The organism is Methanopyrus kandleri AV19, assembly GCF_000007185.1.
Taxonomy (GTDB): Archaea; JAADCQ01; Methanopyri; order Methanopyrales; family Methanopyraceae; genus Methanopyrus; species Methanopyrus kandleri.
On sequence record NC_003551.1, the window covers coordinates 34,038 to 53,304 of the forward strand.

General features: G+C 60.2%; 15 protein-coding genes, 3 tRNA genes and 1 other RNA gene. 13 read left to right on the forward strand and 6 right to left on the reverse strand.

Going from position 1 to position 19,267, the window contains the following annotated elements; all coding sequences use genetic code 11:
* Window positions 1–43: 43 nt before the first annotated feature.
* Complete coding sequence (locus tag MK_RS00215) at window positions 44–1,192, forward strand: Nre family DNA repair protein (RefSeq protein WP_011018412.1); 1,149 nt, start codon at window positions 44–46, stop codon at window positions 1,190–1,192.
* Between the two features lie 33 nt (window positions 1,193–1,225).
* Complete coding sequence (locus tag MK_RS00220) at window positions 1,226–3,046, forward strand: DUF505 domain-containing protein (RefSeq protein WP_011018413.1); 1,821 nt, start codon at window positions 1,226–1,228, stop codon at window positions 3,044–3,046.
* A 68-nt stretch (window positions 3,047–3,114) separates the two neighbouring features.
* Here MK_RS00220 and MK_RS00225 read toward each other — a convergent pair.
* The 3 genes from MK_RS00225 to MK_RS00235 form a co-directional block, all read right to left on the reverse strand.
* Window positions 3,115–3,190: transfer RNA gene (locus MK_RS00225), tRNA-Gly, on the reverse strand.
* A 223-nt stretch (window positions 3,191–3,413) separates the two neighbouring features.
* A complete protein-coding gene (locus tag MK_RS00230; protein ID WP_011018414.1) occupies window positions 3,414–4,367 on the reverse strand; it encodes a hypothetical protein in 954 nt (317 codons plus the stop codon).
* Window positions 4,368–4,457: 90 nt separating this feature from the next.
* Window positions 4,458–5,792: an RsmB/NOP family class I SAM-dependent RNA methyltransferase gene (locus MK_RS00235; RefSeq protein ID WP_011018415.1), complete on the reverse strand. Its 1,335-nt coding sequence runs from the start codon at window positions 5,790–5,792 to the stop codon at window positions 4,458–4,460.
* Window positions 5,793–6,179: 387 nt separating this feature from the next.
* Between MK_RS00235 and rnpB the strand changes: the two genes are divergently transcribed.
* Window positions 6,180–6,537: RNase P RNA component (rnpB, locus tag MK_RS00240), an RNA gene on the forward strand.
* 67 nt (window positions 6,538–6,604) lie between these two features.
* Here rnpB and MK_RS00245 read toward each other — a convergent pair.
* Window positions 6,605–7,723: a TIGR01212 family radical SAM protein gene (locus MK_RS00245; protein WP_226988647.1), complete on the reverse strand. Its 1,119-nt coding sequence runs from the start codon at window positions 7,721–7,723 to the stop codon at window positions 6,605–6,607.
* Window positions 7,724–7,777: 54 nt separating this feature from the next.
* On the opposite strand from MK_RS00245, the gene MK_RS00250 reads away from it, so the two are divergent.
* Together MK_RS00250 and MK_RS00255 are read left to right on the forward strand one after the other, a co-directional pair.
* Window positions 7,778–8,881 (forward strand): GTPase, encoded by a 1,104-nt coding sequence (locus MK_RS00250; protein ID WP_011018417.1) that lies wholly within the window; start codon window positions 7,778–7,780, stop codon window positions 8,879–8,881.
* Window positions 8,882–9,055: 174 nt separating this feature from the next.
* The gene (locus tag MK_RS00255) at window positions 9,056–9,601 is read left to right on the forward strand and encodes a class I SAM-dependent methyltransferase (protein ID WP_011018418.1); all 546 of its coding nucleotides are present in this window, start codon (window positions 9,056–9,058) and stop codon (window positions 9,599–9,601) included.
* Between the two features lie 32 nt (window positions 9,602–9,633).
* Here MK_RS00255 and MK_RS00260 read toward each other — a convergent pair whose 3' ends face one another.
* Window positions 9,634–10,677 (reverse strand): radical SAM protein, encoded by a 1,044-nt coding sequence (locus tag MK_RS00260; RefSeq protein WP_158295850.1) that lies wholly within the window; start codon window positions 10,675–10,677, stop codon window positions 9,634–9,636.
* A 71-nt stretch (window positions 10,678–10,748) separates the two neighbouring features.
* Here MK_RS00260 and MK_RS00265 point away from each other — a divergent pair, with 71 nt between their 5' ends.
* From MK_RS00265 to MK_RS00275, 3 genes are read left to right on the forward strand one after another with little or no spacing between them, the layout of a single operon-like run.
* Window positions 10,749–11,330 carry a tRNA(Phe) 7-((3-amino-3-carboxypropyl)-4-demethylwyosine(37)-N(4))-methyltransferase gene (locus tag MK_RS00265; protein WP_011018420.1) on the forward strand — a complete coding sequence of 194 codons (582 nt, stop codon included), beginning with the start codon at window positions 10,749–10,751 and terminating at the stop codon, window positions 11,328–11,330.
* A complete protein-coding gene (gene rgy / locus MK_RS00270) occupies window positions 11,330–14,995 on the forward strand; it encodes a reverse gyrase (protein WP_011018421.1) in 3,666 nt (1,221 codons plus the stop codon). The genes MK_RS00265 and rgy overlap by 1 nt, the downstream gene beginning before the upstream one ends.
* Window positions 14,992–15,912, forward strand: a complete 921-nt coding sequence (locus MK_RS00275) for a hypothetical protein (RefSeq protein WP_011018422.1) — start codon at window positions 14,992–14,994, stop codon at window positions 15,910–15,912. Before rgy ends, MK_RS00275 begins: the two co-directional genes overlap by 4 nt.
* Here MK_RS00275 and MK_RS00280 read toward each other — a convergent pair.
* Complete coding sequence (locus MK_RS00280; RefSeq protein ID WP_011018423.1) at window positions 15,881–16,798, reverse strand: tRNA 2-thiocytidine biosynthesis TtcA family protein; 918 nt, start codon at window positions 16,796–16,798, stop codon at window positions 15,881–15,883. The genes MK_RS00275 and MK_RS00280 overlap by 32 nt on opposite strands.
* Window positions 16,799–16,824: 26 nt before the next feature.
* Between MK_RS00280 and MK_RS00285 the strand changes: the two genes are divergently transcribed.
* The 5 genes from MK_RS00285 to MK_RS09350 all read left to right on the forward strand — a co-directional run bounded on the left by MK_RS00285 (window position 16,825) and on the right by MK_RS09350 (window position 19,247).
* The gene (locus MK_RS00285) at window positions 16,825–17,457 is read left to right on the forward strand and encodes a rhomboid family intramembrane serine protease (RefSeq protein ID WP_011018424.1); all 633 of its coding nucleotides are present in this window, start codon (window positions 16,825–16,827) and stop codon (window positions 17,455–17,457) included.
* 51 nt (window positions 17,458–17,508) lie between these two features.
* Window positions 17,509–17,585 (forward strand) — tRNA-Ala (locus MK_RS00290).
* 112 nt (window positions 17,586–17,697) lie between these two features.
* Window positions 17,698–17,775, forward strand: a tRNA-Ile gene (locus MK_RS00295).
* Window positions 17,776–17,953: 178 nt separating this feature from the next.
* Window positions 17,954–18,868 (forward strand): ammonium transporter, encoded by a 915-nt coding sequence (locus MK_RS00300; protein WP_148679373.1) that lies wholly within the window; start codon window positions 17,954–17,956, stop codon window positions 18,866–18,868.
* On the forward strand, window positions 18,765–19,247 hold the full coding sequence (locus MK_RS09350; RefSeq protein ID WP_148679374.1) for an ammonium transporter: 483 nt from the start codon (window positions 18,765–18,767) through the stop codon (window positions 19,245–19,247). Before MK_RS00300 ends, MK_RS09350 begins: the two co-directional genes overlap by 104 nt.
* Window positions 19,248–19,267 lie beyond the last annotated feature (20 nt).

Sequence of the window (19,267 nt, forward strand, 5' to 3'; positions counted from 1 at the left end):
AAGGTCAATTCGATTATAATTCATTGCGATCGGGGGTTGTCCTTTGGGAGGACTCTGCCCGAGATGCAGGGGCCGCGGATGGTGTGGGCGCGACCGCTGCCCCTTCTTGGACGCACTGAACGAGGTCCGAGCCAGGCTCTCGAGTCGGAACGTCGATGGTTACACCGTGACGGCCCACGTCTCGTGGCGTGGGTACCCGCGGGTTATCGCCGCGCCGGGAGTCGGAGAACACCGCACGCCGGATGAAGGGGGCGTCCTGGCCGACCTCCCGTACGAAGAGGCCCTGAAGACTAGAGCACTCACCTTCCGCAGATACCGTGGGAAGCGTGATGTCCGGAACCCGCCGGACCTGTCGGACCCCGAGATCGAGTCGTCGATTTCCGTGAGACCCGTGGAGAGTACGTTGCAGGTCCGACGGAGGCTTAGCGGCGCGTCCAGAACCACCCCATTCATCGGGCCCTTGGTCGAGGGAGAGCTCGAACTCGACGGGACACCGAAGGTCCCTCGCGACTTGGAACGTTATCACGAGGACGACGTCAAAGCTGAGGAGGCCGTCGTCGGCCTCTACCGACGCGGCTACGACGAGTCGTACATCGCGCGGGCGTTGTCGTTAGGATTGTTGGGCAGGGACCGCCGGATGGTGCCGACCCGATGGAGCGTCGCGGCGGTGGATTCGATGGTCTCCGAACACCTGGCACGGGAGGTCAGAGACTTACCGGTGTCTTCGGAGTACCGCGTTTTATCGGGTGAAGTGTTCGGTAACGAGATGTGGGTGATTTTACGCCCAGAACCGTTGTCGTACGAGCTCGTCGAAGCTTACGAGCCAGGTGCGCCGTGGTCCGATCGCACACGGATCGCTGTACTTAGGGACTCGGAAGTGAAGGATTGCAAGGAGCCCCGCGAAACCGGAGGTGCGTACTTCGCGGCCCGATTAGCGGCCCTAGAGTGGTGTTCCGAGCTGGGTAAACAGCACGGAATCACCGTGATCAGGATCGTTCGGAAGGAGTACTCGGCACCGTTGGGTGCGTGGGTGATCAGGGAAGCCGTACGACGCGCCGAAGAGGTGTTTTCAACGGACGATCCGCGCGAGGTGTGGGAGTTCCTGCGAGAGAAGTTGGACGATCCAGTGGGTGAAGCCGCTCTGAAGGTGATCAAACGTGGCCGCCAGAGAACTCTCGACACGTTTTTATGAGTAAGTAGGAGCCGAGCAATAGGGAGGAAGGCGATGCTACTGTTGAAGGACCACGCGGAAGTACTGCTTACGGTCGAGGAACTCGGTACCAGGGAGGAGGCCAGGGAGATCGCCGAGGAGGCCGAGGCGGTCACGGAAATCATCCCCCAGCGGTTGCTAGAGCTCGAGCTTCAAGGTCTGATGAAGCGAGTCGGACCGAACGAATGGGAGCTAACCGACGCCGGAAAGACCGCTGCGAAGGCGGTAGCTGAGGCCGTCGATATTCTGGAGCAGCCACCCCAAGAATGGGCGCATGACCGATGGGTCGGCTCGGACACGGTGTTGGCGCTGAAACACGCGGCCCTGTCTTTCGTGCCGGAGCGTTGGGAGGAACTACTGAGCGAGCGTGGTCTGTCGGAGGATGGCGAACTGACAAAAGCCGGCGAGCTGGTGTTGGAGGCGTACTTCAAGGCGACTCCGAAACTGTACGTCACTCAGGATGTAGCCGGACGGATAGCCAGGTTACCACCAGGACCCGGAACGCTGAAAACCTTCATCAGATATCGGGAAACTATAGACATTCCAGATAACATCTTCCACGCGCTCGAGGCGATGCGGCTGCTGGTGATCTCCCCACCCGCGGACGGTGGCCGCACGTACACTCTAACGGCGCTCGGCCGTGAGGTCAAGTACGCGATCGAAAAGGCGATTCCCGCCATGCACCTGGTGTTGTCCCCTGGGATCATGGAGGACGTAAAGGCCGTGAGTGAGGGAGAAGAACCCGAGGACATGGAGCGCCTCGAGCGGCTCGGATACGCGTGGAAGGGATCGTTAACGAGGGCCGGTGAGCACGTCCTCCGAGCCTACGAGATGGTGGGAGAAGATTTCCCGGGTGTGCCACCTATCAGCATACGTCCAAGCGAGCTGAGGCTTCTGGAGATCATCGACCACCTGTACCGCCCAGACGAGAACCCTAACGTGGCTCCTACCCTGAAGAGAATCAAGAGGGTGCTAGTAGAGGAGTACGGGGAGGCTGATCCCGACCCCACCACGGACCTCAAGGAGTTGGAGGCGCACGGATTCGTGGAGAAAACCGTCTGCGACTACGGGAAGGAAAAGGGCAAGCCGATATGGGTACTCACCGAGGAAGGAGAACGGTTACTTCACGGCCTGGGCGCGCCGGTGCGAGCGGAAGGTGTCAAAGCCGTCACCGTGTCGATGGGTTTCGAGTCGCCTTCTCCTGAGTGGCTGGAGGAGGCCCACCGGGCCGGTCTGGTATCGCAAGCCGCTATCACCACGAAGGGGCTGATGGCCGCCAAGATAGCGCGTCGTGTGGAGAGAGCCCCATTCTTAACCGGAGACGAGGCCAAGCTGATCTACCGCATGCCCAACGGGTCGATCGACAGAGGGAAACTGATCGAGGACGTTTGTGACCGGTACGGGCTCGAAGAGCACCAGGTCCTGGAGTCACTGTCGAAATTGGAGTCTCGAGGTATAGTCGAAGAGTTGCTCACGGGAGGGGTAATACTAACGCGAGCCGGCCAACACCTCAAGACGGCGATACACCGTGGTCAGACGATGGAAATCTTGAAGCTCCGACACCCAATTACACCGGTCGCGACTCGTCTCCTCAAGGCAGTATACGACCTGAAGAGGGAAGGTGTTAGCGCGAAGAAGCTCTCCAAGTTCCCGAAGACCCTACTGAAGAGAGCCGACGTCACGCTGGACCAAGCTAAGAAAGCCGTAGGGTTGTTGCGACGGACCAAGATGATGAGTGGATGGAAGATCACGGAGGCCGGGGAGGAATTACTCAGGGCGTTCGAAGTGCTTCAGGAAGCCCCGGAGGTGCGACAGCATCCGGAGGAAGCCGCTTAATCCCCCTCCCCAAATCCCCAAACCCATCCAGTGGGAAAACGTTACGGTTCTTGTAACGATTTGAGGCTTGGTGCGGCCGCCGGGATTTGAACCCGGGCCACGGGCTCGGAAGGCCCGCGTCCTACCAGACTAGACTGCGGCCGCTCCACCGTCGTGGGCGGTCGGATTCCAACTATAAAAATATTTCGGACATATTCGGTGGGCCGCCGTGCGTGCGACAGCCGAGGGAGTTTCCCTTCATAGCTGAGGCATTCGCTCGGCGCTACCGCCTCCGATACCGGCGGGGCGACGGTCGCGCCACTCCCGGACACCGCATAGACGTATGTTATAGAGCCCGTAACAATTTCGACCTGGGGAAAGAAAGCCCCTATCGGCGTCGGACGGCCACCAGCGCGATCCCGAGCAAGCACACCGCGGCCACCGGTACCTGAACGAACTTCTTGAGCGCACTTTCCGCCGTGGCTGCCGCCTGCTGCGCCTCGGGGCTGCTGAGGACATCCTGCAGGACCGTCACGGCTTCACCGATCAAGTTCTCGAGGTTGTCAACACTGAACTCCGCCTTCAGGTCCGTCAGACCCTGCTGCTCGTTCACTTCTAGGAACGCACGGAGCGCGTACCCGGTCTCTTCGTCGACCTCCTTCTCTTCCTCCCCTTCCTTCTCCTCCTCACTGACCTCGAGTTTCTGGAGCTCTTCCGGCTCGGCTCCCGTCACCGACGCCTTCACGAAGTACTTGAACACGAGCGCCTGCAGGTACCCCACGGGAGTCTTCTTCTTACCGTGGGGGTGACCGTACTCGTGCGTAGCCAGTACTCGCGCCAGGCCTTCTAGGAGCTCCCGGTTGAGTTTCACCTGGAACTTCCCGACCTCAATCGTCAGTTCTTCTGGAGCGACCATCTTGAGCGACAGACCTACCGGCAGCGGCTTGGTCTCCAGCGATAGGGCCAGGAGAGCCCCTTTGGCCAGATGAGCTGGCTTCCACTGCCTGAACTTCACGGCCGGCGGAAGCTTACCTGACATCGCGTTGGGGTCCACCACTACAGCATCATCCGTCTCTCCCGTCACCGCCGGAGTTAGATCCACAATCAACGCGGCGTGATTCCCGTCGGCTACGAACACCCCGTAGTACGCCTTACCTAGCGGTAGTTGAGCGCCGGCCGGTGCTTCCACGGAGATCACGTACTCTTTCGGTATCTGCTTGGCCTGGTTCGCGGAGAGCTGGAATGTCCACGGGTGCGTCAGCACTCCGTATAGCGGTGCTTCTTCAGCCGCGGCGCCACCCACCGCCGCAAGGACCAACGCTAGAAGTGCTAGGGCTCGCATGTTACATTCCCCCGCACTTATAGTAGACTGAAATCGAATAATTAACCTTTTCGTTCGCCTCTGTGGACTGAGCTGGTGTCAGTATCGGCCTTAGTTCTTCCTTAATTTTGCGATGAAAAATCCCTGACATCGGTCGGTATGAGGGTAGAACCGTCGGGTTCCCGGAACTAATCCCCTCCTACCGAATTGAAGGTTCACCTTCTCAATAGTCACATCGTACCGTCTTGCGACTCTTCGGATCACGTTTTCATTTTCGTTAATAGTCAAAGTACATGTTGAATACACCACAATACCTCCAGGTCGAACGGTCTTTATCGCTGCTTCCAACAATTCTGATTGGAGTTTAGCGTAACGTCGCACACGTTTCTTCGTGACGTTCCACCTGGTTTCCGGTCGCTTCTGGACGGAACCCATACCGGAACATGGAGGATCGACAATGGCTCGGTCGGCCTCTTCATCCAGCTCCTCCGGTATCTCTCGAGCGTCCGCACATCGGAGTTCGACGACACCATCGGGAACACGCTGCCACGCCAACTTCTCCCGCATAGCGTCCAATCGCCAGTCGGATTTGTCGACCGCAAGGATCTCTCCTTCGCCCTCCATCAAACAGAGGGCATGGAGCGTCTTTCCGCCGGGAGCCGCGCAGAGGTCGACTACGAACTCCCCGGGTTGTGGATCGAGTACGTGGGCGACTGCCGCGGAGGCCTTATCTTGAGTGAACACCAGACCCTCCTTCCACGCCTCAGTTCTGACTATAGGTATCTCCTCCTCGACTACACGTAGCAGGTCCGGTATGTGCTCATCCGGCTCCGTCAGCACACCCTCCTCCGCCAGGCGCTCGCGGACTTCGTCTACGTCCGCCCGCAGTGTGTTCACGCGGACGTACTTTACCGCGGGTTTGTTGCACGCTCGGAGGAAGTCTTCTATCTCGTCCTCGGGCAGCACGCGGCGGACGTAATCGACGAAGTCGGGTGGGAAGTAGTGCCGCAGGCAAAGGTCATCGTAACCGCGTCGCTTCAGCCGGTCTACGTCGTACTTCTCGAGGTCGAAACATACGGCGTGCACGAAGTCGGCCACTCTATCGCTGACTAGCTCCTTAGCTACCCGCGTCGCAGCGTCGGTTACCAACGCCGGACTAGTTCCCTCGAACAGCATCTCGTCAGCTGCGGTTACCAGAACTCCCTTCAGCTCCGGACCAAGATCTTCGAAAGATCCCGATTGAATGACGTCATCGAGGATCTCCTCGCAGAGTCCCAACCGCTTGCCGAGTTCCATAAGTCGACGGTGAATGGCCCTAGCCCGATGGCTGGGAATGGAGAACGGATTGTCGAGAGCCCGGTAGAACGACTCCTTCAGGGAGACCCCGGACCGGTAGTGCTCAGCGAGTATCCTGGCTAGCATAGATACTATCTCACTGACCTTCACACGACCTCCCTTCGGTCGGCCAGTCGCGTTCGTAAAGAAATAGGTTTAGGAGAGACGAGACGTCACGAGCTCATAGGCGCTAGGCTGGCGATCTAGGGTGCGACTCCGGCACTGTCGCCCCTTCTACGATCTATTTTTTCCGTGCATGCGTGCGGGCTACGGCCTGCACACCGGTTCCGATGTAGGTCGAACCTCGAAAGGAGTTCTCGGTGGGAATCCCAGCATGGGCCCGTCGTTTCTCAGAACCCCGCGACGTCCGGATTGGGGAAATCATTATATCCCGTCAACTGGACGTAAAGCCGGGCGGCGGTGGGTGGGCTGGCGGCTCCCCCGCCCCGAGGAAGGACCCGCCGGAGCAAGGCAATGAAGGCGGGTCCGTCGGGGTACGGCCGTGGGGCCGCTAAGGGGAGGAAGCTCCGCCCCCGGGCCCGGGCCCGCCGCCCCGAGAGGGGGCCGGCCGAGAGGCCGGGGACCGGCCACAGAAACGACACGTCCGTCGGCGGATGGCGATGACGCGGCTGAGGCCCGCCGTGGGCGGGCCGAGAAGGGCCCCGGCGACGGGGCCCGAGCTAACCCGCAGAGGACGCCGGCGGGATCGGTGAAACGGGCCGCCCGGCGGGGGGCGAGGCCGAATGAGCCCGATGATACGAGGGTGATGCCCCCGATGAGTTCCCGGGCCGGAGGGGGATGGTAGGCCGCTGAGGTGAATGCCGCCGTCTAAGGCTACAGAAGGCGGGCTATAGCCCACCCACCGCCGCCCGCCCGTAATCGTCACGGGTGTCGTAACAAATAACGCAAGGGGTGGGACGCGCTCACGTGGATACCCCGGATCTCTCGGCGCCCGTAGCCCCCTTAACCAGTGGCACGAGTTCTTCGGCGCTAAGACCCACCTTGTACAGTTCACCCTGCCTCGACTCGCGCCGGGCCAGCTCCTTACGGACGTCGGAGATCACCCGCATTCGGTACAGGTCCCACTCGGGCTCGATCCTCTCCTCGTCCGGTGCCCTGTCCTTAGAGAGCCTCTGAATGAGGACGGTCGGCGCCATACGTTCCAGGGCATCGGCCAGGAGCCTGATGTACTCGCGGTAGCTCAGCGGCTTGTAGCGGCGATCGTAGTACATACGTTCCAGATCGGTACGCTCTAGCACGACCAGCGGATACAGCTTCACGGCCTCCACTCCGAGCACCGAGAGGACCCTGACGGTCTCAAGCATCTCGTCTCGGGTCTCACCGGGAAGCCCGAAGATGATGTGGTTAACTATTCGGATCCCGCGTTCCTTGGCCCGGGTGATGGCGTCGATCACCTCGGCAAGTCCGTGACCGCGCCGCGTGCGGCGCAAGGTGCGATGGTGGTAAGACTGAACCCCTATCTCGAGCCAGACGTCGTAACCTTCTTTGACGTAGCCCTCGAGGATGTCCAGGACCTCGTCCGGTAAGCAGTCCGGTCGTGTTCCTATGGATAGACCGACGACGTCTTCCATCTCCAGGGCACGGTTGTACAGTTCCTCCAGGACGTCGGGAGGCGCGTAGGTGTTCGTGGCCGGGTAGAAGTACACGAGGAACTTCTCGGCACCGTACCTCTCGCGGAACACTTCCATCTGCTTACGAGCCTGCTCCTCGAGCTTCTTACGCGGGTCCACGTTGGGAGTGATGATCGTCCTGCCCATCTTCGGGCAGAATAGGCACCCTTCCCGGGATATCCTGCCGTCCTTGTTCGGGCACACGAAGCCGGCGTCCACGGCCGCCTTCATAACCTTGCAACCTTTCTCGCGACGGTAATACGCGCCGAAGGCCGCGAACTTCTCTCCGTCCTCGTACAGCTCCCGGACTATCCGTTCGTCGACGTACCTGGGTAAGGCACCATCGGTCGCCGGTTCGACCTCCCGTTGGAGCGTCTCGAGGTCCCGGAGATCGGATTTAATAGCCCCCACCCCCGTGTTGAGGTCGAGTTAACGGATACAAAAACCGCTCGGGAGTGGCGGTACATGCCACCGAAATGGTACAGGCACGTGATGAGAGTGCTCTCCGAATCGCACGTGGTGTTGGAGGTTCGAGACGTGCGATATCCGGAGGAGACACGGTGGGAAAAGCTCCCCAGACTGGAGGACGTGTTCGACTTCACCCGGGTGGTCGTGCTCAACAAGGCCGACCTGGTCCCCCGGGCCGAGACCGAGCGTGTGAAGGAGGAAGTGGAGCTCGAGGAGGACGTACCTGCGGTGTACGTAAGCGCACGCGAGCGCATGGGTTTCCGGCACCTCCGTAGGACCATCTACGAGGTAGCGCCGGAAGACGTCGAGACCGTGAGAGTGGGTGTAGTAGGGTTTCAGAACGTCGGTAAGTCCACGATAATTAACGCATTGACCCGGAGGAGTGCCGCAGAAACCTCTCGACGTGCGGGATACACCCGCGGAAAGCAGTGGGTACGCGGTGGTAGGAAACTGTTGGTCATCGACTCGCCGGGTGTGATCCCGACCGACGAGGCTGCGGCCGAGGCCGTGGCGCTGGATCCAGACGTCCTGGAGGATCCCGTAGAGCCGGCGTTAGGCGTGATCGAGCGCGTCGTCCGCGAGTATCCAGGGGCACTGTCCGACAAATTCGGTATCGATGAATCGATGGATCCGGAGAGGATCCTCCGGGATATCTCAGAACGCTTGGGTAAAGACCTCAGAACGACCGCGAAACTACTCCTCCGGGAGTGGGTGGACGGCAGCCTGGTGGAGATTTATCGGACCACGCGGGCCGACCTAGCTGAGACTTCGGAGCTAGAGGTAGGTGGCACCGCCCAGCGCTTAGTGGAGGAGACTCTCCGTGAGATCGAGGAAGTGGTACCCGAAGGTATCCCCCCTAGCGCCGCGACGGTCCGGGGGATTCTAACGAGGCTGGCCCACGGAGAGAACGTGGACGGCGTGGGATTCGGCACCATAAGGCTGGGTGAATACGGTGTGGGAGTGTCCGTCGGCGACCGGTACTACGATCGAATGGTTAGGAGACTGCGTCGTGAACTGGGGGGCGAAGTGATCTCTGAGGAGCGGTTCAGAGTGGGCGCCAACGGGCGGAAGGCGGTGGCACTGGTGACCAAGGGTCGGTAGCGCGGGCCGGTTTCCTCACCTTCTGCCCTGATCGGACCCCATGGCCCTCCCCATCCCCTCGAATCAGCGCGGGGAGTTCTCCGCATCTCCGGCCGTACTCGGAGCCTGAAACCGTCATCATCCCAACCCGTGGACGGTTAGGTCCGTAAAAAAGCATCGTGGAGGGACTGCACGTTGATAGCTCTAGTGAAGTCCGTCGAGGAGTACAGGCGGCTTCTGGGAGAAGTCGTCGAGGAGGGTGATGTGGTGGTAGAGCTGGGATGCCACCGGGGCGCCGCCACTCGGATTATACTCACCGGCTCCCCCCGACGTGTCGTCGCCGTGGACTACGGTAAGGACGCCGAGGAGGCCATGCGAGAGTTGGAACGTAGTCATCCCGAGCTCACGTTCGTCAAAGGGGACGCCAGGGAATACGACACCCTCAAACGTGTCCTCGAAGAACTAGGCGGACCTGAATGTGACGTGCTGGCCGTGGACCTCGGCGGTGGTATGTTCCCGGACACCGCGTTCAAGGTGTACTACGTGTGGTCGGTGACACTGCGACCACGGGATGCGGTGGTACGAAACGCTGGTCTCTGCGAGTTTCTGAAGCTGGCCGAGCTCCGGGAAGAGGTGCACCTCGACGACGAGAACCGGGGTTATCTCGGAGAGTTGAGCCCTCCCGGGATCCCAGGTAGGATCCGAGAGCGGTTCGAAGAGTTCAAGTTGTGGAGGGGATGAGGAGCCTCTCAATTGTAGGTCGTATGGAGATACTACGTCCTCCGTATGGCCACATACCGCTTGATCGGACACCGTGCCATGTCGTCACACGCCAAGCAATCCCTCGGGTGGTTCCTGCAGCCCGTTACCCTCGCGTAACCACCCATCAGGGCCGCGCCCTTGCGACCGTCGTAGTGTTTCAGGAGCTTGTCGGCGCACTCTCCGACCTCGGGCGGCACGCTCCCGTTTATACCCGGCATGCCCGACCACGTCGCGTGCAACCCGCATTCCCTGGCTATCTCGACGGCTCTCTCCATCAAGCGTTTCGGGGCTCCGGGGTGCCGTTCCAGGACGAAGTTAGGCCTGAACGCCAGGAAGCACACCGGAACGGACTCGTCGAGGTCCGCCAGGAACTCGCACATCGCCCTAATCTCCTCCGTATCGTGGGCCTTCGGAATTAGAAGGATCCGAACTTCCCAAATTTTATCCAGATACTTGGGGATTAAGAACTCCAGGTTCCGCAAGACAGGCTCGACGCGGGCTCCCGTGATGGCCCGGTGAAGGGGATCGGAGTACGCTTTGAAGTCGAAGGTGATCGAGTCCGCCAACTTAACGATACGACGCATGCTCTTGCGCGTCGCGAACCCGTTCGTGTCGAAGTTGACCTTCCATAGGTCCGTCGTGTCCCGGTAATGCTCGACGACCTGCTCTATATAAGGCAGGTGTATGGTGGGCTCGCCGCCCGAGAAGAATATCCTGTCCGCCCCGATCATGCGACCCTGATTCGTTTCGATCATGTTCACAGCCTCGACGGCGAGCTCTTTGGGATCCTGATAGCCCAGGGCCCGTCCCTCGGGGTTGTCGGGATAATGAGCTATATCCCAGTTCTGACAGTTGAGGCACCGATAATTGCATCCGGCCATGAACACCGTATAGCTGGCCGGTGGCGCCGGGTGAAGTTGCTTAGCGGCGATGACAGGTTCGGTGACGCGACAGACGCCGCGTTCCCCCTCGAGCCTGTCGACACCACATTCCCAGGCGCAGAGCTTACAGTTGCGTAGGTCCTTCACGCGACCACCCCACACCCGAACCAACACCTTTCTACACCCTCCGGGGATGACGAGGCGACCGAACACCGATAAGTGAGGAACTCAGGCGGCGCTGACCCTTGCACTGGGAGGGTGAAAAAAGACGGAGGCTTAAGGAGCTGGAACGCGCCATAGAGCGGGGAGAGGTGGACGAAGCCGCCATTCCGGTCCTAGAGACCCTCAACTCGTTCGAAGAGTACTGTACGACCAGCAGCTGCTCCGGCCGGGTGGTCGTACTCCATGAGCCAGAGGTAGGTGACAAGATAGGGTCCGAGTTCGTGGCCAAGTGGCACGAGCCACCGGAGCCGGAGGAAGTTCGTGAAGCCGTGCTGAAAGCCCCTGAGGAAGGCATAACGTGGGTGAAAGCCCAGCCACCCCTGTTCCACGTGATGTGTAGGGACTTGGAGGCGGCCGTTCGGCTGAGGAATATCGCCTCAGAAGCCGGGTTCAAGGCGTCGTCCATACGTTCGGTCAAAAGTTCAAAGGTGATCGTAGAGATCCTCGGCGGTGAGCGGATGGACGTTCCGGCCAAAGTCAACGGGAAACTGACACTGCGCGAGAAGGCGTGGGATAGCGTCGTCGCCCTTTGCAACGACATCCTACGGAGCGGGCACGAGCGGCTCAGTCGGCTGGTGGAAGCGCTGAAGGGGTTGAGCAGGTGATGGTGCTGAAACGTGCCGCGGACATGGTTCCGAAAGGATTCCGGGATTTAGTCGAGCCCATCCTGGACGACTGTGCTGACTTGGAGGAGCTAGCGGATCGCGTCGTCGAAACCGAAATGGAGCCAGATGAAGTACGCCGCAGAGACGTTGGGAACACCGATTCTAACGAGCCGGTGGCGATTTTCGGATCCTCGTGCGTCCTGTGCGGAGGTGACTGCTCGTCCGTCCGGCTCACCTCCAGGATAGGTATTTGCGAGCGGTGTCTTCCGGTCGATACGGAGACGCTACGCGAAGTACTGAAGGAAGCCAGAAAACGTCACGGGTACGTAGGAGAGGCTTTACTGATGTTCATCCTGGTAGAACGCTACTCACCGGATCGGGTGGAGGAATTCTTCCGTCGGTACGTCTGGCCGGAACTGTTCACCGAGATCGTCGACAGGGTCTTCGACCGGGCTACCGGGTTCCGACTATATTCGGCACAACGTGTATGGACGCGGAGACTGGTTAAAGGTTGCAGTTTCTCGATACTGGCCCCGACCGGTACCGGCAAGACCTCTTGGGGCTCGTTAGTAGCGGCGGTGTTCGGACATGCCGGACGCAGGGTGTACTACCTAGTCCCAACCACAACTCTGGTCCGGCAGGTCGAAAATAGGATCAAGGGATTCGCGCGCGACGCCGAACTGGACGTCGATGTAGTCGCGTATCACGCGGCTATGCCCACCCAAGCTAAACGAGAGGCTTTAGAACGTATCTCTTCCGGAGATTTCGACGTTCTGATCACTACGGCGCAGTTCTTGGTTCACCGTGTGGAGGACCTCGAGAAGCTGAACTTCGATCTGATCTTAGTGGACGACGTGGACGCGATCATCCGGGGTACCGGACGCAACGTCGACCGCGTGCTCCGCGTCGCCGGACTCGAGCAGGAGGAGATCGATAGCGCGTACAGGTTGGCTACCCTCCGACGGCGCTACTACTCACTCCGAGATTGGCTTCGGTCGTTGGAAGACCGCGGAGACAAGCGCGCGGAGCGTGTCCGGGAGGAACTCCGAGAGGTCGAGCGCGAGATCGAGGAGCTCGAGGAACTGTTGAAGCGGGTTAAAAAAGAGCGCGATCTCGCACGGATCGTGTTCATGAGCGCGACGGGAGCCGCGGCCCCCTCCAGACGTCTCGCCGTGGTCCGAGAGCTCTTCGATTTCGAGGTCGGAGCGGGCGGGGAGGGTCTCCGTAACATTCAGGACATCGCGGTGATCTCCGAGCCGTCCCCGGAAGCCGTGGAACGGATCGTCCGGAAAGCCGGCGTGAAGGGAGGTCTGATCTTCGTCCCACAGCGGTTACCGGGAGAGAAGAAAGCCAGAGAGATCGTGGAGGAGCTCGCGGAGCACCTGCGGTCTTCAGGGATCGAGGCTCGAGCGATTCATGCCGGAACGCCCGCCGAGGAGCGGGAGGAGGCCATCGACGGCTTCTCCGAAGGGGACGTAGACGTTCTGGTGGCCGTAGCCAGCCCTTACGGCGTGATAGTTCGAGGTCTCGACTTACCACAAGCCGCCAGGTACGCGGTCTTCTACGGGGTCCCCCGACAGCGGATAAGGCTGACTCCGCGCGAGGAAGACCTCAAGGACCCGACATACGTAGCCTCGGCCCTGTCCAACCTGGCCAGACTGCTGGACGATCGCAGAGCGAGGAGTCGCTTGGAGGGTGTAGCGGGTCGACTGTGGAGGATCATCAGACGCGGGACCTGGATCAGGGAGCGGCTGGAAGAGGCCGTGGAACCGCTCTCCTTGAATACGCTGATGAAACTCGCGAAGCGAGACCCGGAAGATATCGCCGAGCAACTCGACGTCGACAGGTGGCTGGCACGGCACGTTCAAACGTTAGCCGAAGGTGTGCGAGAGCTGACTCGGTTGTTGGGCGACCCTGACCGGGTGAAGGCCCTGGCCGAAGAAGCTACGACGGTCGCTGTGTACGAAGAAGGCGAGGAAGCCTACTTGGAGGTTCCCGACCTCCGGACGTACATACAAGCCAGCGGTAGAGTTAGCCGTCTCTTCGCCGGTGGAGTGACCTTCGGGTTGTCCTTCGTCCTATGTCCCGAGGACGAACGCGAGCTTCGGACACTGAACGGTCTGATCCGACGCATGTCCTACACCTACGGTTCGGAGTTCGAATGGAGGTCCTACCCGAAGTCTTTGGACATGAAGGAGATCGGTCTAGAGCTCAAGGAAATTTCGGACGAGGAACTCGAGGAACTCGTGAGGAAGGTGGACGAAGACCGGGAACGAGTCCGGAAGGTACTCGCAGGCGAGCTGAAACCGGAGGAAACCGGTCGACTCGCCCGTTCAGCCTTGATGATCGTGGAATCTCCAAACAAGGCCCGCATGATCGCCTCGCTGTTCTCCCAGCGCCCGTCACGCCGCAGACTGAACGGAGGGGTGGCGTACGAAGCTGCAGCGGACGGTCTTCATCTCACCGTCGTCGCCACACAGGGTCACGTCGCCGACTTGGTCGAAGAGCCCGGAGTCCACGGTGTGCTCCGGATCGACGAACGCTGGGTGCCGATGTACGACGTCCTGGGCAGGTGTAGCGAGTGTGGTGAGCAGGTGGTCGGTTCCGAAGAGTGTCCGAACTGCGGCGGTGAAGTAGAGCTCAAGACCCCGCTTCTAGAGTCGATCCGGGAACTAGCCTCGGAGGCGGACGTGATACTCATCGGAACGGACCCGGACACCGAGGGAGAGAAGATCGGATGGGACGTCTTCAACTACCTGGGCTGGACCACGGCCCAGGTGTACCGAACTGAGTTCCACGAGGTCACTAGACGCGGCATCTCCGAGGCACTGAAGGAAGAGAGCTGGAAGAACGTCGATGCAGGCCGTGTGTCGGCTCAGATTCTCCGGCGAGTGGCCGACAGATGGATCGGGTTCTCACTATCTCAGGACTTGTGGGACGTGTTCAAGCACCTCGAGATAAAGCTAGGAGAGCTCCCATCGGGCTCCAGGATCGAGGTGAGGCTGGACATCCCGAGCGGGGTAGAAGTAGTAGATTTCCGGCGCACGTTCGACGAGGATTCCTCGGTCAGGTCCAGGTCGGTGAGACTGCGCCGAGAAGGCGACGAGTACGTGGTGCGTACTCGCATCAGTCGTGGCGGCGACGTGACGTATACCGCGACGCTTCTGGATCCGAACAGGAAGCTCGGAGACAGGAACGGAGTGCGACCGGAGCTTGTGCGTGTACGCGCGTCCGTCAACGGTGAGCCGGTCGATCCGAACGTCAAGCTGGAGCCGATGACGTGGCTGAGCGCTGGTCGAGTTCAAACCCCAGTGCTCGGATGGATCATAGATAGAGCCCGAGAATACCGTGAGACCGAGTTCTACGCGTGTCGCGCGGAGGTTCCGGCGGACGACGTGACCATCCGTGCATTGATCGAGGAACTGAAGGTACCGCGAGCTCTGACGGAGAAGTTGGACGAAGCCACGATCCGAGTGCTGTCCAAGATCGCGGAGGAGGGTCCTGACGCTGAGTTCTCCGAGGAAGAGGTAGGCCGGTTCACAGAGACCGAGCTGTTCGAACGGAAGGACGGACGCTACAGGCTCTCAGAGGAGGGGCGGAAGGTGCTGGAATCCGAAGGGGTCATAGGGCTGATGCTGCACCTCGCGGGGGTCTCCGGTAGGTGATCCGCGCGATCGCCACTGTGGACGAGAACGCTTCCTACATCGCGTTCGTGGAGACGCCGTCTGCCAACGAGAAGCTGCTAGACGTAATGTCTCGCGAGAAATGGCGGGAACTCGGTATGTTCGTGCTGGATCATCACGGGCAGTTGTCCGAGGAACCGTCGGCTGTGGCTCAGGCTTACGAGATCGTGAAAGAGCATACCGAGTTTCCGCTGGTGCGAAAGGTCGTCATCGAGCCGCCGGTGGATGCGGATATGGTGGCCGCGGTGCTGCTGCTGAAGCAGGGGCCGGTACTCCCAGAGGAGGACGTCGAAGTGCTCGACAAGATCGACCGGTTCGGGAAACACTATCCGTCGGATGAGGAGCTCGAGAGTGCTGAGTACGCGCTGGCGATCATGCAAGCCGTGGCCGAGGTAGTGAAGAAGCCGTACCCGGACAACCCGGAAGAGCTGAAGGAGACGTTCAAGAAAGCCCTGAGGACCGTAGAACGCGTTGTGGACGATGAGAAGTATCGGGAGAAGCTAGCATCGAAGTGGCTGGAGGAGTTCCGGAAGTCCGTACGGGAGGCCGAGGAGAGTACGGAAGTGATCGAGGAGGGAGAGGTAGAGGTGGGAAACGACAGGATAAGGTGGTGCGCGGCTATCTCGGAGGCGCAGAACGCCTTCACGTATCTGTACCGTGAAGGGTACGATCTAGTGGTCCTCTACTCTCCCGTGATGAAGCGGGTGACCGTGGGGCTCGCCGATCCCGAATTACCCATCGACCTGCGGGAGTTGTTCGAGTACCTGAACGAGCATCACCGCGAGGGTTGGGGTGGTCGGAAGAACATCGGAGGCTCACCGAAGAACTACGAGATCGACGAGGAGGAGTTCAAGGACATCGTCTCCTTCATCCACGAGTGGCTTCTAAGGTTTTCATGAACGACCTGTAAAGACGGTCTAAGAACTCCACGGAGTCCGCGCCAACCTCGAGCCTCAACCACTCCAGACCATGCGCCACCTTGCCGCGTAAAGTGGTCCCGTACGGTTTGGAGTACGGGCAATCGGACTCGAAAATCGGGAGACCTACTTCTCCCGGTATCAGCCTCGTCCAGACCTCCGGAACGCGGATCATCGGACGCACTATGGTGGTTTCCGGGAAGTCGTAGTCCACATACTCGGATCTCATTCCACCCAGCTCCTCAACGGGTCGCAGGATGTTCAGCCCTTCACCTTTGATCGCTGAAGCCATGGCGGTGACGATAGCGTCGTCCAAGGTATGGGCCAACACCAGCTTATCTCCACGTTCCCGAAGCTCTCGACGGCGAATCAAGGAGCAAATCAGGCAGGGAGACTCACCGTGTTCTTCGGCGAGCTCGCCGACGTCTTCCCTCGGTTCCACGTACTCCAGTTGGAAACCGAGAGACCTGCATATTTCCTCGCAGACTTCCCGACCCTCACGGCCCCAGATGGGATCTCCATGGAGCCTAGTTTCTACAAGGACCGGTCGAATACGAAGCCCCAGCCGTCGGGTTAACGGCTCAAGCATGAGGAGGCATGTAACGCTGTCTTTACCGCCACTGAAGCCGACGACGACCTCCTCCCGAGGTTCGAATAGGTCGTAATCGGTCACGACTTGGTGAAATCTCGAGGAAGCTCGCTCGACGACCTTAGAGCGGACGACCTTTATACCCTCTCTCCTCAGCTCCTCCCGCCGCGAGACCGTGAGACCGGCCCTCCTCGGGTTCAGCGCGACCACAGTATCATCCAAAATCGCGACGTAGCGGGGATCCACGCCAACGTCTCGGAGTATCTCCTCGACGTCCAACGCTCTACCCCCGGGGGACGGGTGAGATGTCCCTAACGATGCTGATGTTCTTACTCAACGTCCTGGCCTACGTGCTCAGCGTAGGACCGGATGGGATCATCCGACCTGACGTACTGTACAGCTACGGACTATACCTCCACAACATCACGGTTCATCCTGAATGTTTGATTACTTACATGTTCCTTCACGCGAATCTCATCCATTTATTGTTCAACATGCTAGGATTATTGACATTCGGAGTGCAACTAGAGCGTGTACTCTCTACATCAGAGTTCCTCGTACTTTATTTACTGTCCGGGTTAATGGGTGGACTGGCGCAGACTGCGCTAACGCCGGATGTTCCTGTAGTGGGTGCATCCGCGGCCATCTTCGGATTACTCGGGTGCCTCACGATGCTAAGACCGATGAGTATGATGATGTTCCTGTTCATCCCGATGCCTTTGGCGTTATTCGCCGTCCTTTACGCGGCACTAGCTCTATTCGTGATCCAATCGGGGGTCGTCACGCAAGTGGCGCACGCAGGCCATCTCGTAGGGATGATAGTCGGAGGGGTGCTGGCACTACTCTACAGGCCGAGTGAAGCCTTGAAGGGGCTACTGGCGGTAGCAGCGATCACCGCACTGCTATTGGCGGGCTACTGGTTCCTGACCCACCCCTGATAGGGGCGAAATGTTTATTATCACCTTGATGTTCGGGTGCCTATGGACGAAGGGCCCGCAGCTCAGCCTGGCAGAGCGCGGCCTTGGCGCGGCCGTGGCCCCGGGTTCAAATCCCGGCGGGTCCACCACCACTAATTGTTACGAGAAACGTTACAATTACCACATCGGACGGCCCCGCCCCCGGAGCACCGGCCCGAAAGATTAATAAGTTCGTAAGGGGAGGGCCAGCAGCTGGGAGGAGGGCCCGCAGCTCAGCCAGGTTAGAGCGCGGGGCTGATAACCCCGAGGTCCCGGGTTCAAATCCCGGCGGGCCCACCACCACTAATTGTTACGAGAACCATAACAATAGATCCGACGGGCGAGTCACCTGGCGTCCACCCCGGACCGCTGGGTATCAGTGACCGAAGACGCAGGTGCTCACCTGATATTAAAAGGGGAGCCGAAAGGCGGCAGGAGTTTGCCGGAAAGCCTTGCCGGATAAAAGTGGGGGAAATCAATGGCGGCCGAAAGCATAGCTAAGGCCGTGCACGATGTGCTAGCGACGTGGGGTGCCCAAGGACCGGGTGCGATCTTCTTCCTAGTATGGGCAGCCGTGTTAGTCGTCGGAATGCAGTTAGGTTTCATGTTCCTAGAAGCAGGCCAGGTACGGACGAAGAACGTCGTCAGCGTCCTGATGAAGAACCTGCTAGACTTGTCGCTCGGAGGTATTGTCTTCATCTTCTTCGGATTCGCACTGGCCTTCCCGGACTACGCGCAGAGCATCGGCAAGTGGATTGCCACCATGTTCACGGCGAACCCGTGGAGCGCCGATCCGATGAAGGCCGCCGATCCCTACAACCTAGCGTACTGCTTCTTCCAGTTCGCGTTCTGCGCCACGGCGGCGACCATCGTCTCGGGAGCCGTCGCCGAGCGGATCAACTTCAAGGCGTGCCTGGTGATGACGGTGCTAATCACGGGGCTACTGTACCCGATCTTCGTGCTGTGGACGTGGGGCGGCGGCTGGATGGGCGGCGACACCGGCCTGTTCGCCAAGGTCTTCGGACAGCCGTACCACGACTTCGCCGGATCGACCGTGGTGCACGCGATCGGAGGTTTCCTGGCGATGGCCGCCGCCTACCTGCTGGGTCCGAGGATCGGGAGGTTCAAGAACGGCAAGCCTGTGCCGATCCCGGGGCACAACATCCCGCAGGCGTTCCTGGGAGCGCTTTTCCTGGCGATTACCTGGTACGGTTTCAACGTAGGTAGCTCGGCGGTGCTCTACGACCCGACGAACGAGTCGTGGATCAGCTCGTTAGTGGCCACTCGCGATGTGTGGTGGAGCCGCGGCGGCCGCCTTCACGACGAGGTTCGACCCACTCTGGGCAGCCAACGGTCTGATCGCGGGACTGGTCGCGATCTGCGCCGGATGTGACATCATGAGTCCGTTTGGAGCCCTGCTCACGGGTATCGTGGCGGGACTGATCATCAAGCCGGCGTTCCGACTGCTGGAGAAGCTGGAGATCGACGACGTGGTCGCCGCGTGTCCGGTACACGGATTCGCGGGCGTTTGGGGAGCGATCGCGGCCGGAATCTTCGGAGCTGAAGCTCTAGGCGGCGCCGGTGGTGTGAGCCTAGCCGCGCAGATCGTCGGTGCTCTCGTGTGCATAGCCTGGGCGCTGGGCTCAGGATTTGCGACCTTCTACGTGATCGACAAGGTGATCGGGCTGAGAGCGACGGAAGAGGAGGAGAAAGGTCTGGACGAGACCGAGTTCGGCGTCAGCGCCTACCCGTACATGGAGACCAGGGATTGAACGAGCTGGGGGTGAACCCC

Excerpts from the sequence above, each read along its gene's own strand:
- MK_RS00220 (WP_011018413.1), top strand. The coding sequence starts at position 1,226 with ATGCTACTGTTGAAGGACCACGCGGAAGTACTGCTTACGGTCGAGGAA.
- MK_RS00230 (WP_011018414.1), bottom strand. The coding sequence starts at position 4,367 with ATGCGAGCCCTAGCACTTCTAGCGTTGGTCCTTGCGGCGGTGGGTGGC.
- MK_RS00250 (WP_011018417.1), top strand. The coding sequence starts at position 7,778 with ATGCCACCGAAATGGTACAGGCACGTGATGAGAGTGCTCTCCGAATCG.
- rgy (WP_011018421.1), top strand. The coding sequence starts at position 11,330 with ATGGTGCTGAAACGTGCCGCGGACATGGTTCCGAAAGGATTCCGGGAT.
- MK_RS00285 (WP_011018424.1), top strand. The coding sequence starts at position 16,825 with ATGTCCCTAACGATGCTGATGTTCTTACTCAACGTCCTGGCCTACGTG.
- MK_RS00300 (WP_148679373.1), top strand. The coding sequence starts at position 17,954 with ATGGCGGCCGAAAGCATAGCTAAGGCCGTGCACGATGTGCTAGCGACG.
- MK_RS09350 (WP_148679374.1), top strand. The coding sequence starts at position 18,765 with ATGTGTGGTGGAGCCGCGGCGGCCGCCTTCACGACGAGGTTCGACCCA.